The 18630-nt window shown below is 66.8% G+C and carries 13 protein-coding genes, 2 rRNA genes and 1 other RNA gene (1 of these 16 only partly in view); 4 read left to right on the top strand and 12 right to left on the bottom strand.

Translation table 11 applies throughout. The features are described 5' to 3' along the window. The 4 genes from JHW38_RS21025 to JHW38_RS21040 all read left to right on the top strand — a co-directional run. Nucleotides 1-2130 (top strand): 23S ribosomal RNA (locus JHW38_RS21025) (it extends 735 nt beyond the left edge of the window). 175 nt (nt 2131-2305) lie between these two features. Beyond that, nucleotides 2306-2420: ribosomal RNA gene (rrf, locus tag JHW38_RS21030) — 5S ribosomal RNA — on the top strand. 401 nt (nt 2421-2821) lie between these two features. Beyond that, nucleotides 2822-4384, top strand: coding sequence for a glycosyl hydrolase family 28-related protein (locus tag JHW38_RS21035; RefSeq protein ID WP_207523248.1), 1563 nt, complete (start codon nt 2822-2824; stop codon nt 4382-4384). 719 nt (nt 4385-5103) lie between these two features. Next, complete coding sequence (locus JHW38_RS21040) at nt 5104-6936, top strand: ABC transporter ATP-binding protein (protein WP_207526453.1); 1833 nt, start codon at nt 5104-5106, stop codon at nt 6934-6936. Nucleotides 6937-7158: 222 nt separating this feature from the next. On the opposite strand, the gene JHW38_RS21045 is transcribed toward JHW38_RS21040, so the two are convergent. The 12 genes from JHW38_RS21045 to JHW38_RS21100 all read right to left on the bottom strand — a co-directional run bounded on the left by JHW38_RS21045 (nt 7159) and on the right by JHW38_RS21100 (nt 18626). Next, nucleotides 7159-8682: a DNA polymerase Y family protein gene (locus JHW38_RS21045; RefSeq protein ID WP_207523249.1), complete on the bottom strand. Its 1524-nt coding sequence runs from the start codon at nt 8680-8682 to the stop codon at nt 7159-7161. Nucleotides 8683-8920: 238 nt separating this feature from the next. Continuing rightward, entirely contained in the window at nt 8921-9991 is a 1071-nt protein-coding gene (locus JHW38_RS21050) for an ATP-binding protein (protein WP_207523250.1), read from the bottom strand. 302 nt (nt 9992-10293) lie between these two features. Then, a complete protein-coding gene (gene rpiA, locus JHW38_RS21055) occupies nt 10294-10956 on the bottom strand; it encodes a ribose-5-phosphate isomerase RpiA (RefSeq protein ID WP_207523251.1) in 663 nt (220 codons plus the stop codon). A 116-nt stretch (nt 10957-11072) separates the two neighbouring features. Continuing rightward, the gene (locus JHW38_RS21060; RefSeq protein WP_207523252.1) at nt 11073-11543 is read right to left on the bottom strand and encodes an EVE domain-containing protein; all 471 of its coding nucleotides are present in this window, start codon (nt 11541-11543) and stop codon (nt 11073-11075) included. Nucleotides 11544-11596: 53 nt separating this feature from the next. Continuing rightward, entirely contained in the window at nt 11597-12190 is a 594-nt protein-coding gene (locus tag JHW38_RS21065; RefSeq protein ID WP_207523253.1) for a 5-formyltetrahydrofolate cyclo-ligase, read from the bottom strand. Between the two features lie 96 nt (nt 12191-12286). Continuing rightward, a non-coding RNA gene (ssrS, locus tag JHW38_RS21070) (6S RNA) lies at nt 12287-12473 on the bottom strand. Between the two features lie 196 nt (nt 12474-12669). Next, entirely contained in the window at nt 12670-12978 is a 309-nt protein-coding gene (locus JHW38_RS21075) for a cell division protein ZapA (RefSeq protein ID WP_206411498.1), read from the bottom strand. Between the two features lie 47 nt (nt 12979-13025). After that, entirely contained in the window at nt 13026-13247 is a 222-nt protein-coding gene (locus JHW38_RS21080) for a TIGR02449 family protein (RefSeq protein WP_207523254.1), read from the bottom strand. 259 nt (nt 13248-13506) lie between these two features. Then, a complete protein-coding gene (locus JHW38_RS21085) occupies nt 13507-14580 on the bottom strand; it encodes a class I SAM-dependent methyltransferase (protein WP_207523255.1) in 1074 nt (357 codons plus the stop codon). A 42-nt stretch (nt 14581-14622) separates the two neighbouring features. Further along, nucleotides 14623-16107, bottom strand: coding sequence for a class-II fumarase/aspartase family protein (locus tag JHW38_RS21090; protein WP_207523256.1), 1485 nt, complete (start codon nt 16105-16107; stop codon nt 14623-14625). Between the two features lie 52 nt (nt 16108-16159). Beyond that, on the bottom strand, nt 16160-17557 hold the full coding sequence (gene purB, locus JHW38_RS21095) for an adenylosuccinate lyase (protein WP_207523257.1): 1398 nt from the start codon (nt 17555-17557) through the stop codon (nt 16160-16162). 43 nt (nt 17558-17600) lie between these two features. After that, the gene (locus JHW38_RS21100) at nt 17601-18626 is read right to left on the bottom strand and encodes an HOASN domain-containing protein (RefSeq protein ID WP_207523258.1); all 1026 of its coding nucleotides are present in this window, start codon (nt 18624-18626) and stop codon (nt 17601-17603) included. Between the last annotated feature and the right edge of the window lie 4 nt (nt 18627-18630).

Below are 18630 nucleotides of genomic sequence, written 5' to 3' on the forward strand. Positions count from 1 at the left end.
GTAGGGGATGAGGTGTGATTAGGAGTGAAAAGCTAATCGAACCCGGAGATAGCTGGTTCTCCTCGAAAGCTATTTAGGTAGCGCCTCGGACGAATACTGCTGGGGGTAGAGCACTGTTATGGCTAGGGGGTCATTGCGACTTACCAAACCATGGCAAACTCCGAATACCAGTACGTACTATCCGGGAGACACACGGCGGGTGCTAACGTCCGTCGTGAAAAGGGAAACAACCCAGACCCACAGCTAAGGTCCCAAATTTATCGCTAAGTGGTGAACGATGTGGAAAGGCACAGACAGCCAGGAGGTTGGCTTAGAAGCAGCCACCCTTTAAAGAAAGCGTAATAGCTCACTGGTCGAGTCGGTCTGCGCGGAAGATTTAACGGGGCTAAGCGATAAACCGAAGCTTGGGGTGCATACTTCTGTATGCGCGGTAGAGGAGCGTTCCGTAAGCCGATGAAGGTGGATTGAGAAGTCTGCTGGAGGTATCGGAAGTGCGAATGCTGACATGAGTAACGATAATGCGGGTGAAAAGCCCGCACGCCGAAAGCCCAAGGTTTCCTTGCGCAACGTTAATCGACGCAGGGTGAGTCGGCCCCTAAGGCGAGGCAGAAATGCGTAGTCGATGGGAAGCAGGTTAATATTCCTGCACCTCGCGTAAGTGCGATGGAGGGACGGAGAAGGTTAGGCAGGCCAGGCGTTGGTTGTCCTGGTGAGAGAGTTGAGGCGGTCCCCTTAGGCAAATCCGGGGGGGCAACGTTGAGACTAAGGACCGGCCCATTAGGGCTAGGCTGCTGATATCACGCTTCCAGGAAAAGCTCCTAAGCTTCAGCTTACGCAGACCGTACCGTAAACCGACACAGGTGGGCAGGATGAGAATTCTAAGGCGCTTGAGAGAACTCGGGTGAAGGAACTAGGCAAAATAGCACCGTAACTTCGGGAGAAGGTGCGCCCTCCACGGTTAATAGCTGAGGGGGGCCGCAGTGACCAGGCCGCTGCGACTGTTTATCAAAAACACAGCACTCTGCAAACACGAAAGTGGACGTATAGGGTGTGACGCCTGCCCGGTGCTGGAAGGTTAATTGATGGGGTCAGCCGCAAGGCGAAGCTCTTGATCGAAGCCCCAGTAAACGGCGGCCGTAACTATAACGGTCCTAAGGTAGCGAAATTCCTTGTCGGGTAAGTTCCGACCTGCACGAATGGCGTAACGACAGCGGCGCTGTCTCCACCCGAGACTCAGTGAAATTGAAATCGCTGTGAAGATGCAGCGTTCCCGCGGCAAGACGGAAAGACCCCGTGAACCTTTACTATAGCTTTACATTGAACGTTGAGTTCGTCTGTGTAGGATAGGTGGGAGGCTATGAAACCATGGCGCTAGCTGTGGTGGAGCCATCCTTGAAATACCACCCTGTCGTGCTTGACGTTCTAACCTGGGCCCGTTATCCGGGTCGGGGACCATGTATGGTGGGTAGTTTGACTGGGGCGGTCTCCTCCCAAAGTGTAACGGAGGAGCACGAAGGTACGCTCAGCGCGGTCGGACATCGCGCACTGTGTGCAAAGGCATAAGCGTGCTTGACTGCAAGATCGACGGATCAAGCAGGTACGAAAGTAGGTCTTAGTGATCCGGTGGTTCTGTATGGAAGGGCCATCGCTCAACGGATAAAAGGTACTCCGGGGATAACAGGCTGATACCGCCCAAGAGTTCATATCGACGGCGGTGTTTGGCACCTCGATGTCGGCTCATCACATCCTGGGGCTGTAGTCGGTCCCAAGGGTATGGCTGTTCGCCATTTAAAGTGGTACGCGAGCTGGGTTCAGAACGTCGTGAGACAGTTCGGTCCCTATCTGTCGTGGGCGTTGGAGATTTGAGAGGGGCTGCTCCTAGTACGAGAGGACCGGAGTGGACGAACCTCTGGTGTTCCGGTTGTCACGCCAGTGGCACTGCCGGGTAGCTATGTTCGGAAGCGATAACCGCTGAAAGCATCTAAGCGGGAAGCGCGCCTCAAGATGAGATCTCCCGGGAGCTCGACTCCCCTAAAGGAACCATCAAGACTAGGTGGTTGATAGGCAGGGTGTGTAAGTGCGGCAACGCATTGAGCTAACCTGTACTAATGATCCGTGTGGCTTGACCATATAACCTCAAGTTGCCTTGGTCTCTATGTGACACGTCACCTGACGTTCCAAACCAAACACTGACTCGCTACATTCCACTCTATTCGCCGACAACGGGATCCATTCCGTTGAAAGCAAACCAACGTGAGCGTGAGCGCAACTCGATCCATCGAGACCTGCGACCCTCCACCCTCTCCCTGGTGATAATAGCTGTGTGGAACCACCCGATCCCATCCCGAACTCGGAAGTGAAACGCACATGCGCCGATGGTAGTGTGGCTTAAGCCATGCAAGAGTAGGTCATCGCCAGGGGCTTTACCCCAGAAGGCCGGATCCCAAAAGGATCCGGCCTTCTTCTTTGCGTCGAATAAAAGCAACCAGAACGACCAGTTACCTGCGGCCATCGCCGATAAACTAAGTCGCGCCGACGTTCTTTGCTGCGCAGATAACCAGCGCCGATAGCGCGACCTGGTCCGGCGCAGGCCATGCGGCCACATCGCAACCCGCAGAAAATCGGCGCCGCTCCGCCCGTCGAATCATCGATTGAATATCGCCGGCCCAGCCGCTTGCCGCTATCGGATATCGATTAAATACGGTCCGGCGCGCAAGGCCGGCAGGCCTCGGCCAAGACTCAGTCCCGGAGAATCGCGGCTGCAACAATCGACCGTGCAAGATGCGGCGCGATCGACCATTCCGTTCATAAGGACATCCCCATGCAAAGACGCCAGTTCATCGGAGCCCCTCTGGCCTTCACCGCCGCGGCCGCTGCGGCCGCGGTGCCTTCAGTGGGCAGAGCCGCGAGCCCAGTGCCGGCCGACGATTACGTGACGTTCGAAGATTACGGCGCCGTCGGCGACGGCACGGCCGACGACACCGCGGCGATCCAGGCCGCGATCAACGACAACCCGCGCCGGCAGATCTGGGCGACCCGGCGCAACTACCGCCTCACCGCCGCGCTGCGGATCCTGCATCCGGTCGAACTCTGCGCCGCGCAAGGCGGCACGCAGTTGTTGATGGACGTGGCCGATCGCGACCACGTCGTAATCGGCGACGGCACCGAGGCGGGCATGATGGCGAGCCTCAATGTCGTGATCGACGGGTTCACCTTCGTACCCGGCGCGAACGCCGGCGTCTCCACGACCGGCTCGTGCATCTTCTTCAACTTCGCCTCGTTCTTCGACATCCGCAACTGCGATTTCTACGGCCGCTACGGCAACCAGTCGCGTTCGTTCCGCGGGCTGACCTTGCACCGTGCATCCGACGGTTTCATCCGGCATTGCCGCTTGCGCTTTTTCCGCGACGACGGCATCCATACCCAGGGTTCGCCGCATTCGAGCAACCCCAATCCCTACCGAACCGTCGACGTGCGCATGGAATCGCTGCGCGTGTATTCCTGCGGCGGTCACCAGATCTATTTCGGGCCGCATACCGGCGGCATGTTCGTCAACGATGCGATCCTGCTGCAGGCGGGGCAAAAGCCGGCGTTCTATATCGATTCCGATCCGGTGACCGAGGACGGCACCAACTTCTTCATCGTCAACGTCAATATCGAAGGCGGCGAAACCGGCAGCCGCGGGATCGTGGTCAACAAGGGCCAGAGCGTGCAGATCGTCGGCGGTTGGATCGGCGGCATCGTCGGCAACGGCGCCGCGGTCGAACTCGGCGCAGGCGCGAGTTCCTGCGAGATCAACGGACTCAAGGCCGATTTCTGCGGCCTGATCGTGGCCGGGCCGGCCAATTCGATCAAAAACTGCGAAATCAGCGGCGATCTGAGCGCCACCGTCAACGGAATCGCGCTCGCGGCGAGCGCGAGCGACACGCTGATCAGCGGCTGCCGCATCCGCCAGTTCACCGGCGCGGCCATCGCCATCGCCAAGCAGAACGGAGTCGGGCCGGCGCGTTGCGTGATCGAAGGGCTGACCCTGCGGGATTCGCCGTCGGTGCCTTACATCGATGGCGCCGACTACCGCGAGGGGCCGGTGGTGGAAGCGATCCGCAGCGACGCGGCCGCCTACCTCGGCGCGGCCGCGTCGTTGCCGTTGAACTACGGCGCGCCGTTCTATCAGGTGACCGGCGGGACGCCGATCCAGGACATCTCGCCGCGCAATCCGGGCCGTCGCGTCGTCATCCAGGCCGGCATGAACGGAATCAGCTTCGTCGGCAACGGCGCGTTGCAGCTCAAGGGCGGCGCCGCCAACGTGTCGGTACCGGCGTTCCGCACGATCGAGTTCTTCTGCGACGGCGTGACCTGGTTCGAATCGGGCGGAAGCCGCTGAGCGATCGGAACCGAGCCCGGCCGGATTCGCGAGAGTTCTGCCGTGGTCGATCAGTGTCCGGGTGCAAACGCATCGACGAACTTCGGCTTGCCCCGAACCCGGATCGGAGTCGCAGCGACGCGTTCGAACCTGTCGTCGAACGCGCCGTTCTGGGCCGACCGCGACCGGCCAAGGCCGGATCGCCGCGAACCTGCCGACGCGAGCGATCGCATCGGCGGCGCCGGCCATGGCCAGTACAAAAAGAAACGCGCCGATTCAGCACGCGTGTAGTGAGCAACGACCTTCATACGGTTACACTCGCCAAGCTGCACGCATCCGGCATCGCGCCGAGCGCAGCTCGCCGGCCATGGCGCCCCCGACGGGGCATGGCCGCGCCGCCGAATCCCGCCGCGCCACGTCGCCCCGGGACCGGTTCCGTCGAAAGGAGAGGCGCAAGATGAAGTTCACAACCACCGGCAAGGTCCGTCACCGTTAAGTCGGTGCGTTCGGCTCCGGACCTGTTCCGGGCCGCGTTTGGCTGACCGCTGTTCGTTCCAGGCCGCTGCGGTGGCCCTGGATCGCTCGCGCGCGTCCGCCGCCTCACTCCCGCTCTGCCCGATCGGCGCCTTCGGCGCCCAGTCGCTCGCGTGCTTCGTCCGTCCGCGCCGGTTCCGGCGCGCCGTCGGACCGACGCCGCAGCGGGAGCCGTTCCAGTTCAAACAAGGCAACAAGCCATGATGATTTTTCGTTGGTTCGAATCGCTGATCGATCCGTTCCGGCCGGCGCCGGCGCAGATGCCGCCGCGTTCGGTCGCGCGGTTCTACTGGCATTTCATACGCCAGGCCTGGCCTATCTTCGTGATCCTGACCGTGGTCGGCTTCTTCGTCGCCATCGTCGAAGTGCTCATGTTCGACTACCTCGGCAAGGTGGTCGACCTGGTCAACACCACGCCCGCGTCGGAATTGTTCGCCAGTCACGGCGAACAGCTGCTGTGGATGGCGGTGGTGATGCTGGTCGCGCGGCCGGTATGCCTGGGCCTGCACGATCTGCTGCTGAACCAGACCGTGCACCCGAGCATGACCAACCTGGTGCGCTGGCAAACCCACCGCTACATGCTGCGGCAGAGCCTGGGCTTCTTCCAGAACGACTTCGCCGGCCGCGTCGCCAACCGGATCATGCAGACCGGTCCGTCGCTGCGCGAATCCACCACCCAGGCGTTCGACGCGATCTGGTACGTGATCGTGTACTCGGCCTCGGCGGTCTATCTGTTCGCCCAGGCCGATGTCTGGCTGGTGGCGCCGCTGCTGGTGTGGATCGTGTTGTTCATCGGCCTGATGCGCTACTTCGTGCCGCGGGTGAAGCTGCGTTCGTGGCGCGCCTCGGATGCGCGGTCCAAGCTGATGGGGCGCATCGTCGACGGCTACACCAACATCGCCACGCTCAAGCTGTTCGCGCATTCGCGGCGCGAAGAGGACTACGTGGCCGAGGCGATGGTCGAGCAGACCCAGCGTTCGCGCGAGATGACCCGCATGACCACGCTGATGGGCGTCAGCATCACCTTGCTCAACGGCCTGCTGATCGTCGGCACCACCGGGCTGGCGCTGTGGCTGTGGCACAAGGGCTCGATCACCGTCGGCGCGATCGCGTTGGCGACCGGCCTGGTGATCCGCATCCACAACATGTCGGGTTGGATCATGTGGACGGTCAACGGCATCTTCGAGGACATCGGCACGGTGCAGGACGGCATCGAGACGATCTCGCGGCCGCTGACCGTGGTCGACCGCGAAGACGCCCAACCGCTCGCGGTGACGCAGGGCGAAGTGCGCTTCGAGAACGTGCACTTCCACTACGGCAAGGACGCCGGGCTGATCGCCGACCTCGACCTCACGGTCAAGCCGGGCGAGAAGATCGGCCTGGTCGGGCCGTCGGGCGCGGGCAAGTCGACGCTGATGAACATCCTGTTGCGTCTGTACGACCTGGAAGGCGGCCGCATCATGGTCGACGGCCAGGACATCGCGCTGGTGACCCAGGAAAGCCTGCGTTCGCAGATCGGCGTGGTCACCCAGGACACTTCGCTGTTGCACCGTTCGATCCGCGACAACCTGCTGTACGGGCGTCCGCACGCGAGCGAGGAGGAGATGTTCGAGGCGGTGCGCAAGGCGCGGGCGGACGAGTTCGTGACCCAGTTGGTCGATGGCGAAGGGCGCGTGGGTTACGACGCCCTGGTCGGCGAACGCGGAGTGAAGCTGTCCGGCGGTCAACGCCAGCGCGTGGCGATCGCGCGGGTGCTGTTGAAGAACGCGCCGATCCTGATCCTCGACGAGGCGACCTCGGCGCTGGATTCGGAAGCCGAGGCGGCGATCCAGGAAAGCCTGGAGACCTTGATGGCCGGCAAGACGGTGATCGCGATCGCGCACCGGCTTTCGACCATCGCGCGGATGGACCGGTTGGTGGTGATGGACAAGGGACACATCATCGAGACCGGGACGCATGAGGAACTGATCGCGCGCGATGGCTTGTATGCGCGGCTTTGGAAGCGGCAGACCGGTGGGTTCGTCGCGGTCGAGGCGTAAAGCGGCCCTCACCCCAACCCCTCTCCCGCGGTGCGGGAGAGGGGCTTTTCCGCACCTTCTCCGTTTCGGAGGAGGGCTCTTTGTAGGAGCGGCGCGAGCCGCGACCGCGACAACGCAACTACGCCGTCGCTCTGCGCATGCAGGTGTTTCGCCTGCGCGAGGCTTTCGGCGTGGGTGTCGGTTCGCGGTCGCGGCTTGCGCCGCTCCTACAGGGGGAAACGGTCAGAACAGCGAACCGGTGGTGCCGCGGCCGTCGTCGGGCGTGCCTGAGCGTTTGCGCGCCCAGCCGCCGACGCCGGAGGGTTGGTGCGCGGAGCCCGCTGCGGCCGGTTTGGGTTTGGGTTTGGGTTTGGCCGCGGCGCGCTCGCGTTCCTGGCGGTGCGCGCTTTCGGCCATCGCCTTGAACTGGCGTTCGCGCTGCAGCCACAGCTCGTCCATGCTCGGGTCGGCGACCAGGGCGACGGCGCCGAGATCGGCTTCGCTGGCTTCGTCGGGAATGTGCTGGAACGGAATGCGCATCGGCGCGGCGCCTTGCGCCAGCGCGTCCTGCATCGCGCCGAAATACAGGCGGTTGTTGCCGTAGCGCTGGTTCACCTGATCCAGCACGCGGGTCAGCGCCTGATTGCGTTCGCGCTCGGGAAACAGGGCGACGCTGTCGCCGGCGCTCGGCAGAAGATCGATCAACGACACCGCGACCGACAACGGCGGGTAACGTTCGATCCGCCAGCGGCCGCTGGCGGCGGCGCGCAGCAGCGGTTCCAGCGCGTCGGCCATGAGCTTGAGCAAGGTCGGCGAGTCGTCCAGCGGCGCGAACGAGAGGTCGCGGCTGAAGCGTTGATCGCGGCCGACGAAGCGCACGTGCAGGCTCAGGCCGCGCGCCTTGCAACGCTCCTGGCGCAGGCGCATCGCCGCTTTCGCCAACAGTTTGAACAGCACCGAGCGCATGCCCTCGGCATTGCGCATCTGCGGATCGAGCACGTGCGAGTGCCCGACCGAGGCGACCGCGGCGCGTTGCCGCGTCGGCGGTTCGATGCCGCGCAACTGCGCCCAGAAGCGCTCGCCTTCGATGCCGCCCCAGATCGCCTTGAGCCGCTCGCGCGGCGCGCCGGTCAGCTGCTCGACCGTGTCGATGCCGGCGTCGTTGAGGCGTTGCAGCATCGATGGGCCGATCCCGCACAGGTCCTGCAACTGCAGGCCGTGCAGCGCGTGCGGCAGGTCGGCCAGTTCGACCACGGTCAGGCCGTCGACCTTGTCGAGGTCGGAGGCGGTCTTGGCCAGGAAGGTGTTGGGGGCGATGCCGACCGAGCAGCGGATCGGATCCAGCTCGCGGTCGATCAGGGTCTGCTTGATCCTGCGCGCGATCGCCACGGCGTTGTCGCGCTCGCGTTCGCGGCCGATCAGGCGGCAGGCGACTTCGTCGATCGACAAGGGCTTGCCGTCGATGGGGATGCAGTCGTTGATCGCAGCGATCAGGCGGTGGTGCAGCTCGACGTAGCGCGCCGGCCGCGCTTCGACCAAGGCGATGTCCGGGCAACGTTCGAGCGCTTCGCGCACCGGCGTGCCGGTCTTGACCCCGTGGACCTTGGCTTCGCGGCTGGCCGCGATGCAGCAGGTGGTGGCCGCCATCACCGGCAGCACGCCGACCGGGCGCCCGCGCAACTCCTTGCGGTCGAATTGTTCGACCGAGGCGAAGTAGGAATTGAAGTCGACGAACAGGCAGCGCAGGGTCACGGCGGCGGGAGCCATGCTTGGGGCGTCAGTATCGCGCTGTGCGGGGCAAGGCGCAGCGATGCGGCGGCTCATGTTCCTGGCTGGCCGTCGCAGGTGGTGAGATTGTTTTTAAATTCAGTTGGTTACGAAGTAAGTTCGGCGTAGCGACTGTAGGAGCGACGCGAGTCGCGACCACGAAACCCGCTTGCGTCGTCGCTGTGGTTTCGCGGTCGCGGCTTGCGCCGCTCCTACAGGGGGGATCGGAGCTGCACGGTTACTTCAAACGGTCGACGGCTTGATAGATCGCCGCGAGCGAGTGGCTGCGGTTGCCGCTGCCGGCGACCGCGGCGATGGCGGCATCGGCGTCGAGACCGCGTTCGCCGGCCAGCCGGCGGATCAGCACCGCGGCTTCGTCGAGCCGCAGTTCGCGCGCGTCGACGTGGGCGAAGCAGCGGCCCGGCCGCACCAGCGCGTCGTCGAGGTCGCCGACGTTCGGCAGGTTGGTCGAGAAGACGATCTTGCGCCCCTGCGCGCGCACCACGCCGTCGGCGATGGCGAGGAAGCGGTGCAGGTGCTCGTTGCCTTCGGCGCGCGGACGCAGCAGGTGGTCGGCGTCCTCGACGACGAAGGCGTGGTCGTCGCCGGTGATGAACTTGACGTAGATCTCGTCGCATTCCAGCGCTTTCTTGTCGCCGGTGTACAGCGCCTGCGCGCTGCCTTCGTTGCGGCGCGAAATCTCGCCGAGGATCGCGCGGATCAGCCGGGTCTTGCCGGTGCCGGGCCGGCCCTGCAGCACCAGCACGGTTTCCTTGGCGCGCAGGTAGCGGTCGATGAAGCCGGCGACGTCGCCGATGTCGGGATAGGCCTCGTCCAGAAGCACGTCGTCGGCCAGTTCCTCGATGCTGGCGCTTTGCAGTTGGCCGTTGCCGCTGAGGAAGTTCCAGTCGATGGAGAACATCGGCTCGCGGATGCGCACGGGTTCGATGCGCGCCTGCACGGCTTGCAGCACCGCTTCGGCGCGTTCGACCGAATCGGCCCAGATGCCGAAGTAGAACGAACAGTAGTCGGCCTTGCTGCCGGCGTGGGCGTCGACGAAGACGCCGTCGCCGTCGAGCAGCAGGTTGCGGCCGTTCGGGCGGTGCGCGGCCAGGCCGAGCTGGGTCGCGAGGTCGTCGAACATGGCGTCGACCTGGGTGCGCGCGGCCAGGCGCAGCGAGCGGTGGATCGGGTAGCGGGCGACGCCGCGCTCGAGCGCGTCGGCGAGGCGGGCGTTGAGGATCAGCGAGGGCAGATCCCAGAGCTGATGATTGAAGAACGCGCCGTAAGGCTTGTGGTCGGTACTCATGTCGATGTGGGCGGGTCGCCCGGGTTGTGGTCGCAGCGTCCGTTGCCGCGACTGGAACGCGCCGGCCGCAGACGGCGGGCGCGCGCATTGTCCGGCCGCGAGGGGCCGGATGGAACCGGGTGTCCGTTCGGAAGCGACGAACGGAGCGGGGTGTGCGGTCGCCGGCGCAGGCGCGGCCGGCATCCGCGAGAGCTGCGGTTCGGGCGGCTATTCGGCCGCGAGCGATGAAACCCGATCGGCCGCCCGGCCGCGAGAGGCCGGGCGCGATCGTATCCGCGGCCGCCGACGGCCGCGGCGGAAACTTACAGCACCACCGGTGGCTCGCCGCCGACGATGACCACATCGGCCTTGCGCCGCGCGAACAGGCCGACCGCGACCACGCCGGGAATCTGGTTGATCGCGTTCTCCAGCTTGACCGGTTCGGCGATGGCCAGATTGTGGATATCGAGGATGACGTTGCCGTTGTCGGTGACCACGCCGTTGCCGGCGGCGTCCTGGCGCCACACCGGCTGGCCGCCGGTCAGCGCGACGAGCTGGCGCGCGACCAGGCTGCGCGCCATCGGAATCACTTCCACCGGCAGCGGGAACTTGCCCAGCACCTTGACCTGCTTGGACGGGTCGACGATGCAGACGAACTTGGCGCTGGCTTCGGCGATGATCTTCTCGCGGGTCAGCGCGGCGCCGCCGCCCTTGATGAGGCACTTGTTCGGATCGCACTCGTCGGCGCCGTCGACGTACAGCGACAGCTGGCCGGCGCTGTTGAGGTCGAGCACCTCGATGCCGAGCTCGCGCAGCAGCGCCGTGCTCTGGTCGGAGCTCGACACCGCGCCCTTGATGCGGTCCTTGATGCGGCCCAGGGCCTGGATGAAATAGGCGACCGTGGAGCCGGTGCCGACGCCGACGATCATGCCGTCTTCGATGTAGTCGATGGCTTTTTCGGCGGCCAGGCGCTTTGCTTCGCTCATTTTGGGTTCGAGATTGGGGATTGGGGATTCGGGATTGGTAAAAGGCGGAACGTCGGGACGGGATGGAGGCGTGGGCTTTGCGAATCCCGAATCTCCGATCCCGAATCCCGGCTTCTCTACTCCATCGCCAGCAACAGCTTCCACTGCGCCGCCGACACCGGCAGCACCGAGAGGCGGTTGCCGCGGCGGGTCAGGGCGAAGTCCTCGCCGAGTTCGTCGGCGCGGGCCTTGATCTCGTCCAGGGCGATGGTGCGCGAGAGCTTGCGTTCGAAGGCCACGTCGACCAGCAGCCAGCGCGGGTCCTCGCGCGTGCTCTTGGCGTCGTAGTAATCGGATTTGGGGTCGAACTGGGTCGGGTCCGGATAGGCCTCGGCGGCGATGGTCGCCAGGCCGACGATGCCGGGCACCGCGGTGTTGGAGTGATAGAACAGGACGCCGTCGCCGACCTTCATGCCGTCGCGCATGTAGTTGCGGGCCTGGTAGTTGCGCACGCCGTTCCAGGGTTCGGTGCGTACGCGTTCGAGATCGTCGATGGAAAAAGTGTCCGGTTCGGACTTCATCAGCCAGTAGCGGCGTCGTGCAGTCATGCGGGGGGCTCGCAAGGTTCGGATGCAGGGGCAGTTGCATCGCGGTTGGGGATTCAGGCGTACAGCGCGGAGCGGCAATCCACAGTGCCCGCTTCGGTGCACACGGCGTCCAGCGCGACATCCCAGTCGGCGGCGTCGAGGCGCTCGACGCGCTGCAATTCGAATGCGGCGCCGACCAGCCAAGGGGGGGCGGGTCGGCGTTGGCGGAAGGCGAAGCTGCGATCGTACCAGCCCCCGCCCATGCCCAGTCTGTGGCCGCGGCCGTCGAATCCAACCAGCGGCAGGACGATCAGGCTCATGTCCTCGGGCAGCAGCAACGAGCTGTCGGCCACCGCCGGCTCCGGGATGCCGAAGCGGTTGGCGACCAGGTCGTCGCCCGGCCGCCACGGCGCGAAGCGCAGGCGCTGGTCCTCGTGCAGCACCGGCAGGCAGTAGACGCAGCCCGGTGGCAGGCGCAGCTGCCACGCGTGCAGGGCGATTTCGCCGTCGGTGGCCCAGTAGCCGGCGACGTAGCCGGTCTGCGGCGCGAACGGCAGCGCCGACAGTTGCGCGGCGAGCGCTTCGGCGCCGCCGATGCGGGCGGCGGCGGGCTGGGTGCGGCGCAGCGCGCGCAGTTCGCGGCGCAGGGTGGTGCGATGGTCCGTCATGCGATCGGGGGGCTCGGCATGGTGAGGCGGGCAAGCGTACATAAGGAAACGGGCGCGAAATCACCTGGGGTGACGTCGCGCCCGTTTCGGGAAAAGTAGTCCTCCGCCAATGGCGATGCTTGCGAAACGACCTTGAACCCGGGGTTCAAGTGGGAACGCTTGGACGCCTTCGGGCTTCCCGCTGCTAGGCGGACCTGCACTCCAGGCTTCCGGCGCGTCCCCGGTGTCGTCATTAAGGGACAAGGCGAATGTTTGCGCACGCCGTCGCGCACAGCAGAGGACGTGCGCGGAGTATAGCGCGCGCCTGCCGGCGCGCGAATCCGCTCGTCGGCGATGCTGCGTTGCGGTTCATGGGCTTGATGCTAGACGGCATGAACAGGGCGCGCCGTGATGCGCGTCGCGCGGGTTTCTAGCGCGTGCGCCCGCTTCGGGCGTGTCGTGCGGGCGCTGCGCGGAGCGCCGCCGCGGCGCCGGCGCGCTCAGCGCGAGGCGGCGGCATCGAACAGGCTGTCGAGCTTGCGGTGCAGGTCGTCGAGCGTGCGCGCGAGCTCGCGCTCGCGGCCGCCGCTTTCGCCGCGCAGCTGCTGCAGTTCGTGGGCGAAGTTCAGCGCGGCCAGCACCGCGACGCGGTCGAGCGCGGCCATGCGGTTGCCGCCGCGGATCTCGCGCATCTTGCCGTCGAGCATGCGCGCGGCGGCGAGCAGGTCTTCGCGCTCGTTGGGCTCGCAGCCGACCGTGTACTCGCGGTCGAGCAGGCGGATGCTGACGGCTTCGCTCGTCGTACTCATGCGGGCAGGCTCATGGGCGAGGTCGGGGGACGGCGGGGGCGAACGGCTCAGGTGTGCTGTTCCAGGGACTTGAGTCGGGCGATCATGGCTTCGACGCGGGTGCGGGCCTGCTCGTTCTTGGCCAGCAGGGCCGAACGTTCGCCGACCAGCTGCTCCTGTTGCTGGCGCAGGCTGCGGTTTTCGTCGCTGAGCCGGCGCACGCGCTCGCCGAGTTCGTCGACCCGGGTCAGCACGGCTTGCAGTTCGGCGATGAGTTCGGCGCGATCCATCCCGGCACGATGGCAGGAGCGGGCGGGCGCGGTCAAGGCGGGGCCGGGGACGGTTGGGCTGCGGTCACGCAGCCGCGCGGCTGCGCGGGCGCGGGCGGCGCCGTCGGCGCCTGGCGCGGCGGCGGTCTTCGCGCCGCCGAGGCGGCACGCCGCGCGGCCGGTGTGGCGGGCCGGGCCGCGCGGGTGCCTGTTGAGGGGTGGACCTGTCGGGACGGGTCCGCGGACGCGCCGGCCGGGCCGGCGGCGCGCCCGCGCCGGCTCAGGGCCGCAGTTCGAACAGCGCCGGCAGCGGCGGCCGGTCGGACGGGACTTTGCGGAAACGGCCGAAACCGGCCGCCGTGGCCATCTCGCGGGCGCGCTTCTCGCCCATGAACGCGCCGAGCCCGGCGCCGTGGTGGGACAGCGAGCAGGTCATGCAGTACAGCGTGCTCTGCGGGTACATCACCCGGCCGAACAGGTTCATGTTCTCGTGCAGTTCTTCCGACAGGTTCAGCTCGACCATCAGGTAGGTGCCGTCGTCGGCCGTGGTCGCGCGCAGGTCGTGCAGCATCTGCTGCGGGTCGGCGGCGTCGTGGATGACCACGAAGGTGGTCACGAAGTCGAACTTCTGCCCGACCACCGCGTCGGAGTCGGCGACCTCGAAGCGGACCCGGTCGCCGACCCCGGCCGCGTGCGCGTTGGCGCGCGCGCGTTCGATCGAGGGCAGGTGGAAGTCGACGCCGACCACGCGCGCCTTCGGGTAGGCCTGGGCCATCGTGATCGCGGCCAGGCCGCTGCCGCAGCCGAAGTCGAGCGCGGTGCCGCCGGCTTCGAGCTTCTCCTTGACCCCATCGAGCGAGGGAATCCAGCGCTGCACCAGGAAGTGCTTGTACCAGGGCATGGTCATGCGCTCCATGCCTTGCCAGGTTTCCAGCGGGTACGCCTCCTCCGGCGCGCCGCCGCCGTTGCGGAAGGCTTCGGCGATGCGCGGGGCCATGCTCACGAACGGCACGCTGAGCTGGAGGATGCCGCCGGCGAAGTACGGCGAATCCTCGTCGGCCAGCACCGGCGCGTATTCGGCCGGCAGGCGGTAGCGGCGGGTCGCCGCGTCGTACTGCACGTAATTGCCGGTGGCCATGCTGCCGAGCCACTCGCGCAGGTAGCGCGCGTTGAGGCCGGTGTCGTCGGCCAGTTCCTCCAACGTCACCGCGCCCAGGCGCGCCAGCGCCTTGAACAGGCCGAGCCGGTCGCCGAGGTAGAGCATCGCGCCGCGCAGGGTGTTGCCGTAATCCTCCATGATCCGGGCCGAGAACTGCTCGACCTTGCTGGGGTCCATCGCGTTGCCTTCGGCCATGGCCGTATCTCCCGTTGGGATGCTGATTGAGTGGTTGGGGGTTCAGTAGCGGCGGCGGCCGGCTTCGCTGAGCACGCTGTCGACGATGGTCTCGGCCATGCCCAGGTGCGCGGACGGTTCGAACAGCCGCGCCAGCCGGCCTTCGCCGACCGCGGCGAGCACGCGCGGGTCGGATTCCACCGCCTCGCGGATCGGCACGCGGTCGCGCTGGCAGGCCTGGGTGAGTTCGAAGATGATTTCGTAGGCGCTGCTCTTGCCGAGCTTGCCGGCCATTTCGAACACGAACGCTTCCATGCAGATCGAATCGCTGAACGCCTGCGCGTTGCGTTCCATCTTGGTGTGGTTGACGGTCAGGCCGGCGACGGTTTCGCCGAGCAGGCGGATCGCCATCAGCGCGTAGTGCGAGACGTCGGCGACCGCGCACCATTCCAGGCGGGTGCCGCGGTAATCGCGTTCGTGTTCCAGGATCATCGCGTCCAGCGCCAGCATCACCTGCGCCTTGGCCAGCCGCGCCATCACCACCACCTGCTCGCAGCCTTCCGGATTGCGTTTGTGCGGCATGGTGCTGCTGCCGATCTGTCCGGCGCTCCAGCCGACCTCGACCTCGCCGATCTCCCAGCGGTTGAGGGTGCGGATCTCGTCGGCGACGCGCGCCAGCGAGGCGGTGGTCATCGCCAGCACGCTGACGAATTCGGCGACCCGGTCGCGGGCGACGTGCCAGCCGGCCAGCGGCACTTCCAGGCCGAGCCGGCGCGCGAACGCGTCCAGCAGCGGCATCGCCTTGGGACCGAACGCGGCCATCGTGCCGACGCCGCCGAATAGCTGCACGACCAGCACGCGCTGGCGCGCCTGGCGCAGGCGTTCGCGGTGGCGCAGCAGTTCGTCGATCCAGCCTGCGACTTTAAGCCCGAAGGTGGTCGGCAGCGCCGGAATCGAGTGGGTGCGCGCGACCATGACCGAACAGCGGTGGCGGTCGGCCAGCACCGCCAGCTGCGCCAGCAGCGCGTCGAGCTCGCCCTTCATCGCGTCGAACACGTCGCGCATCTCCAGCGATTGCGCGGTGTCCTGGATGTCCTGGGTGGTGGCGCCGTAATGCACGAACTCGCGCGCCTCGGGGCTGCACTGCTCCTGCAGCGCGTGCAGCAGCGGCATCAGCGAATGGCCGGTGCGGGCGACGCCGTCGGCGATGCGCTGCAGGTCCATCGCCGGCAGGCGCGCGGCGCGCTGGATGTCCAGGGCCGCGGTGCGCGGCACGATGCCGACCTCGGCCTGGGCCAGGGCCAGCGCGGCCTCGACGTCGAGCCAGCGCTGCAGGCGGCAGCGGCTGCAGAAGATCGCCCGGGTCGCGGCGCAGGCGTAGCCGCCGCCGTGGGTCTTGGAGTCGAGCACGTGGCTGTGCTCGTGCTGGCAATCGTCGAGCGCGTGTTCGGCGCCGCTGGCGCATTGCGCGGACGCGGCGGGCGCCGCGAACGTGGCCAGGGGCGGCGCGATCGCGGAAACGATCGGGACTAGCGTTTGGGGTTCCATCGCATACCTTCCGTTCGGGAGTGGCGGGGTGGAAACGCTTTGCTTTGCGGGTTCAGCGGCCGGCGGCCGCGAGTGCGGGAACGATCGCTTCGGCGCGCGCGGCGCCGGCCGCGCCGGCGACGAGTTCGACCATGTGCGCGGCCAGCCCGGTGTAGGTGACCGGATCGAGCAGCGCCTCCAGCGCGCCGGGCGCGAATTCGCCGCGGATGCGCGCATCGGCGAGCAGCGCGTCGCGGAACGGCAGATCGTCGCGGCGCGCGTGCATCGAGGCTTCGTGCACGAGGTCGTGCGCGGTCTGCTTGCCGACCCGTTCGCCGAGGGCCAGCATCACCCGCTCGGACAGGATCCGGCCGCCGAGCAGGTCGAGGTTGTCGCGCATGCGCCGTTCGCGAATATCCAGGCCGGCGGCCAGCGCCTCGTCCATGCGCGCCAGCAACGCGCCGGCGTAGACGAAGATCTCCGGCAGCGCCGCCCATTCGATCCGCCACGCGGTGCCGTCGCGCTCGTGTTGCTGGAACGCGGCGTCGGTCAGCGCGACCATCTGCGCGCGGATCAGCCGCGACAGCGCGCTGATCAGGTCGATGGTCGACGGGTTCTGCTTGTGCGGCATGGTGCTGGAACCGATCTTGCCGGCCGGCGCGGCTTCGCGGACTTCGTCGATCTCGGTGCGCTGCAGGTGGTAGACCTCGTTGGCGATGCGGCCCATCGTCACCGCCACCTGCACCAGCAGGCCGGCGACGTCGAGGATGCGGTCGCGCGCGCTGTGCCAGCTGGTCAGCGGCGCGGCCAGGCCGAGCCGGGCCAGCGCGCGCTGCTGCAGTTCCAGGCCGCGCTCGCCGAACGCGGCCAGGGTGCCGACCGCGCCGGTGAGGTTGCCGACCATGACCCGCGCCTGCGCCTGATCGAAGCGTTGCAGGTGGCGGTCGATCTCGTCGACCCACACCGCGACCTTGTAGCCGAACGTGGTCGGCAGCGCCTGCTGGCCGTGGGTGCGCGCGACCATCGGCGTGCGCTTGTGCCGCAGCGCCAGCTCGAGCAGGCGCGCGCGGATCGAGCGCAGCCGCGCCAGCGCCAGGTCCCAGGCATCGCGGATCTGCAACACCAGGCCGGTGTCGAGGATGTCCTGGGTGGTGGCGCCGTAATGGGCGAACTCGCCCCAGCCGTCGCGGCACAGCGCGGCCAGGGCGCGGATCGTCGGCACCAGCACGTGGCCGGTTTCGCGGCTGTGGCGGCCGAGCGCGTCGAGGTCGAACAGGCCGGCCTCGGCGACGCGGGCGATTTCGCGCGCCGCCTGCGCCGGGATCAAGCCCATCTCGGCCTGCGTCAGCGCCAGCGCGCGCTCCACGTCGAGCCACTTCTGCAACTGGTTGCGGTCGCAGAAGACCGCCGCGAACTCGGGATCGGAGTAGACGCCTGCGTACAGGCGCGATTCGGTGGCGTGGCTGGGCATGGCGATGGGCTCTGCGTGGCGGCGGGGGCGTGAGCGGTGCGGCTTACGGCACGCGCTGCATTTCTTCCCAGACCGCGTCGTAGTACGCGCGCTCGACCCGGAAGTGCTGCGCCAGCGAGGTCAGGAACGACTTCTGGAAGCCGTGGTCGGGCAGGCGCTTGGCGATCAGGCTCCATTCGCGCTTGGCCCGCGGCGGCACCAGGCTGACGTGGATGCGGTAGTACTCGGCTTCGTCTTCGCTCAGGCCGGCCTTCAGCAGCGCCTTGTAGAGCTTCTCGTGATTGCCGGGCACGACGATCTCGGTGATGTAGAACACCGCCAGCCCCCAGCCCACGTCGGGATTGCGGAAGCTGCGCACGCGGTTGTTGAGGTAGGCGATTTCCTCGGGCAGGTCGCTGACGGCCTGGAAATCCGCATCCAGGTCGATCGCCTTGAGCAGCTTGGCGAGCAGGCGCGGGTGCGAGCCCTTTTCGTCTTCTTCGCCGAGTTCGCCGTACAGATAACGGCCGAGCGCGGCGGCTTCGTCGACGTCGACCAGATTGACCAGCAGGTCGGCGGCGTCGCGGTACAGGCGGAAGGTGCGGAACCACTGCCGGCGCAGGAACACCTGCAGCTGCGCGCGGCTGGCGCGGCCTTCGAAGATGTACTCCGACATCGGATGCTTTTCGCGCGAGCGCGAGGCGACTTCCTGCTCGATGCGGGCGAGGAACTCGGCTTCCGACAAGGGCTCGGGCACGTCGGCGGCGGGGATGTGCCGCTCCTCGACGCGATAGGCCTCGTTGGACAGCCAGCGCCGGGTCAGCGCGGTGCCGGTGTCGTCGCTGAGCGAGAGGATGTACAGCAGCTTCTGGTATTCGTCGTTGGCGGCGGGCTCGCCCTTGAGCGCGTCCTCGGCCAGCGACGATAGGGTCTTGCTGGCGGTGTGCAGGTGCGCGAACGGCGCTTCGGGATCGAGCGCGCGTGCCAGGATGCGGGCGCGGTTGCTTTGCAGCGCGTCGAGCTGCTGCAGCGAATGATTGGAGGCGGCGGTCGTCGTGGCGGGCATGGTGGCGTTCATGACTGCGTTCATGGCG

This window comes from Lysobacter enzymogenes, from assembly GCF_017355525.1.
Taxonomy (GTDB): domain Bacteria; phylum Pseudomonadota; class Gammaproteobacteria; order Xanthomonadales; family Xanthomonadaceae; genus Lysobacter; species Lysobacter enzymogenes_C.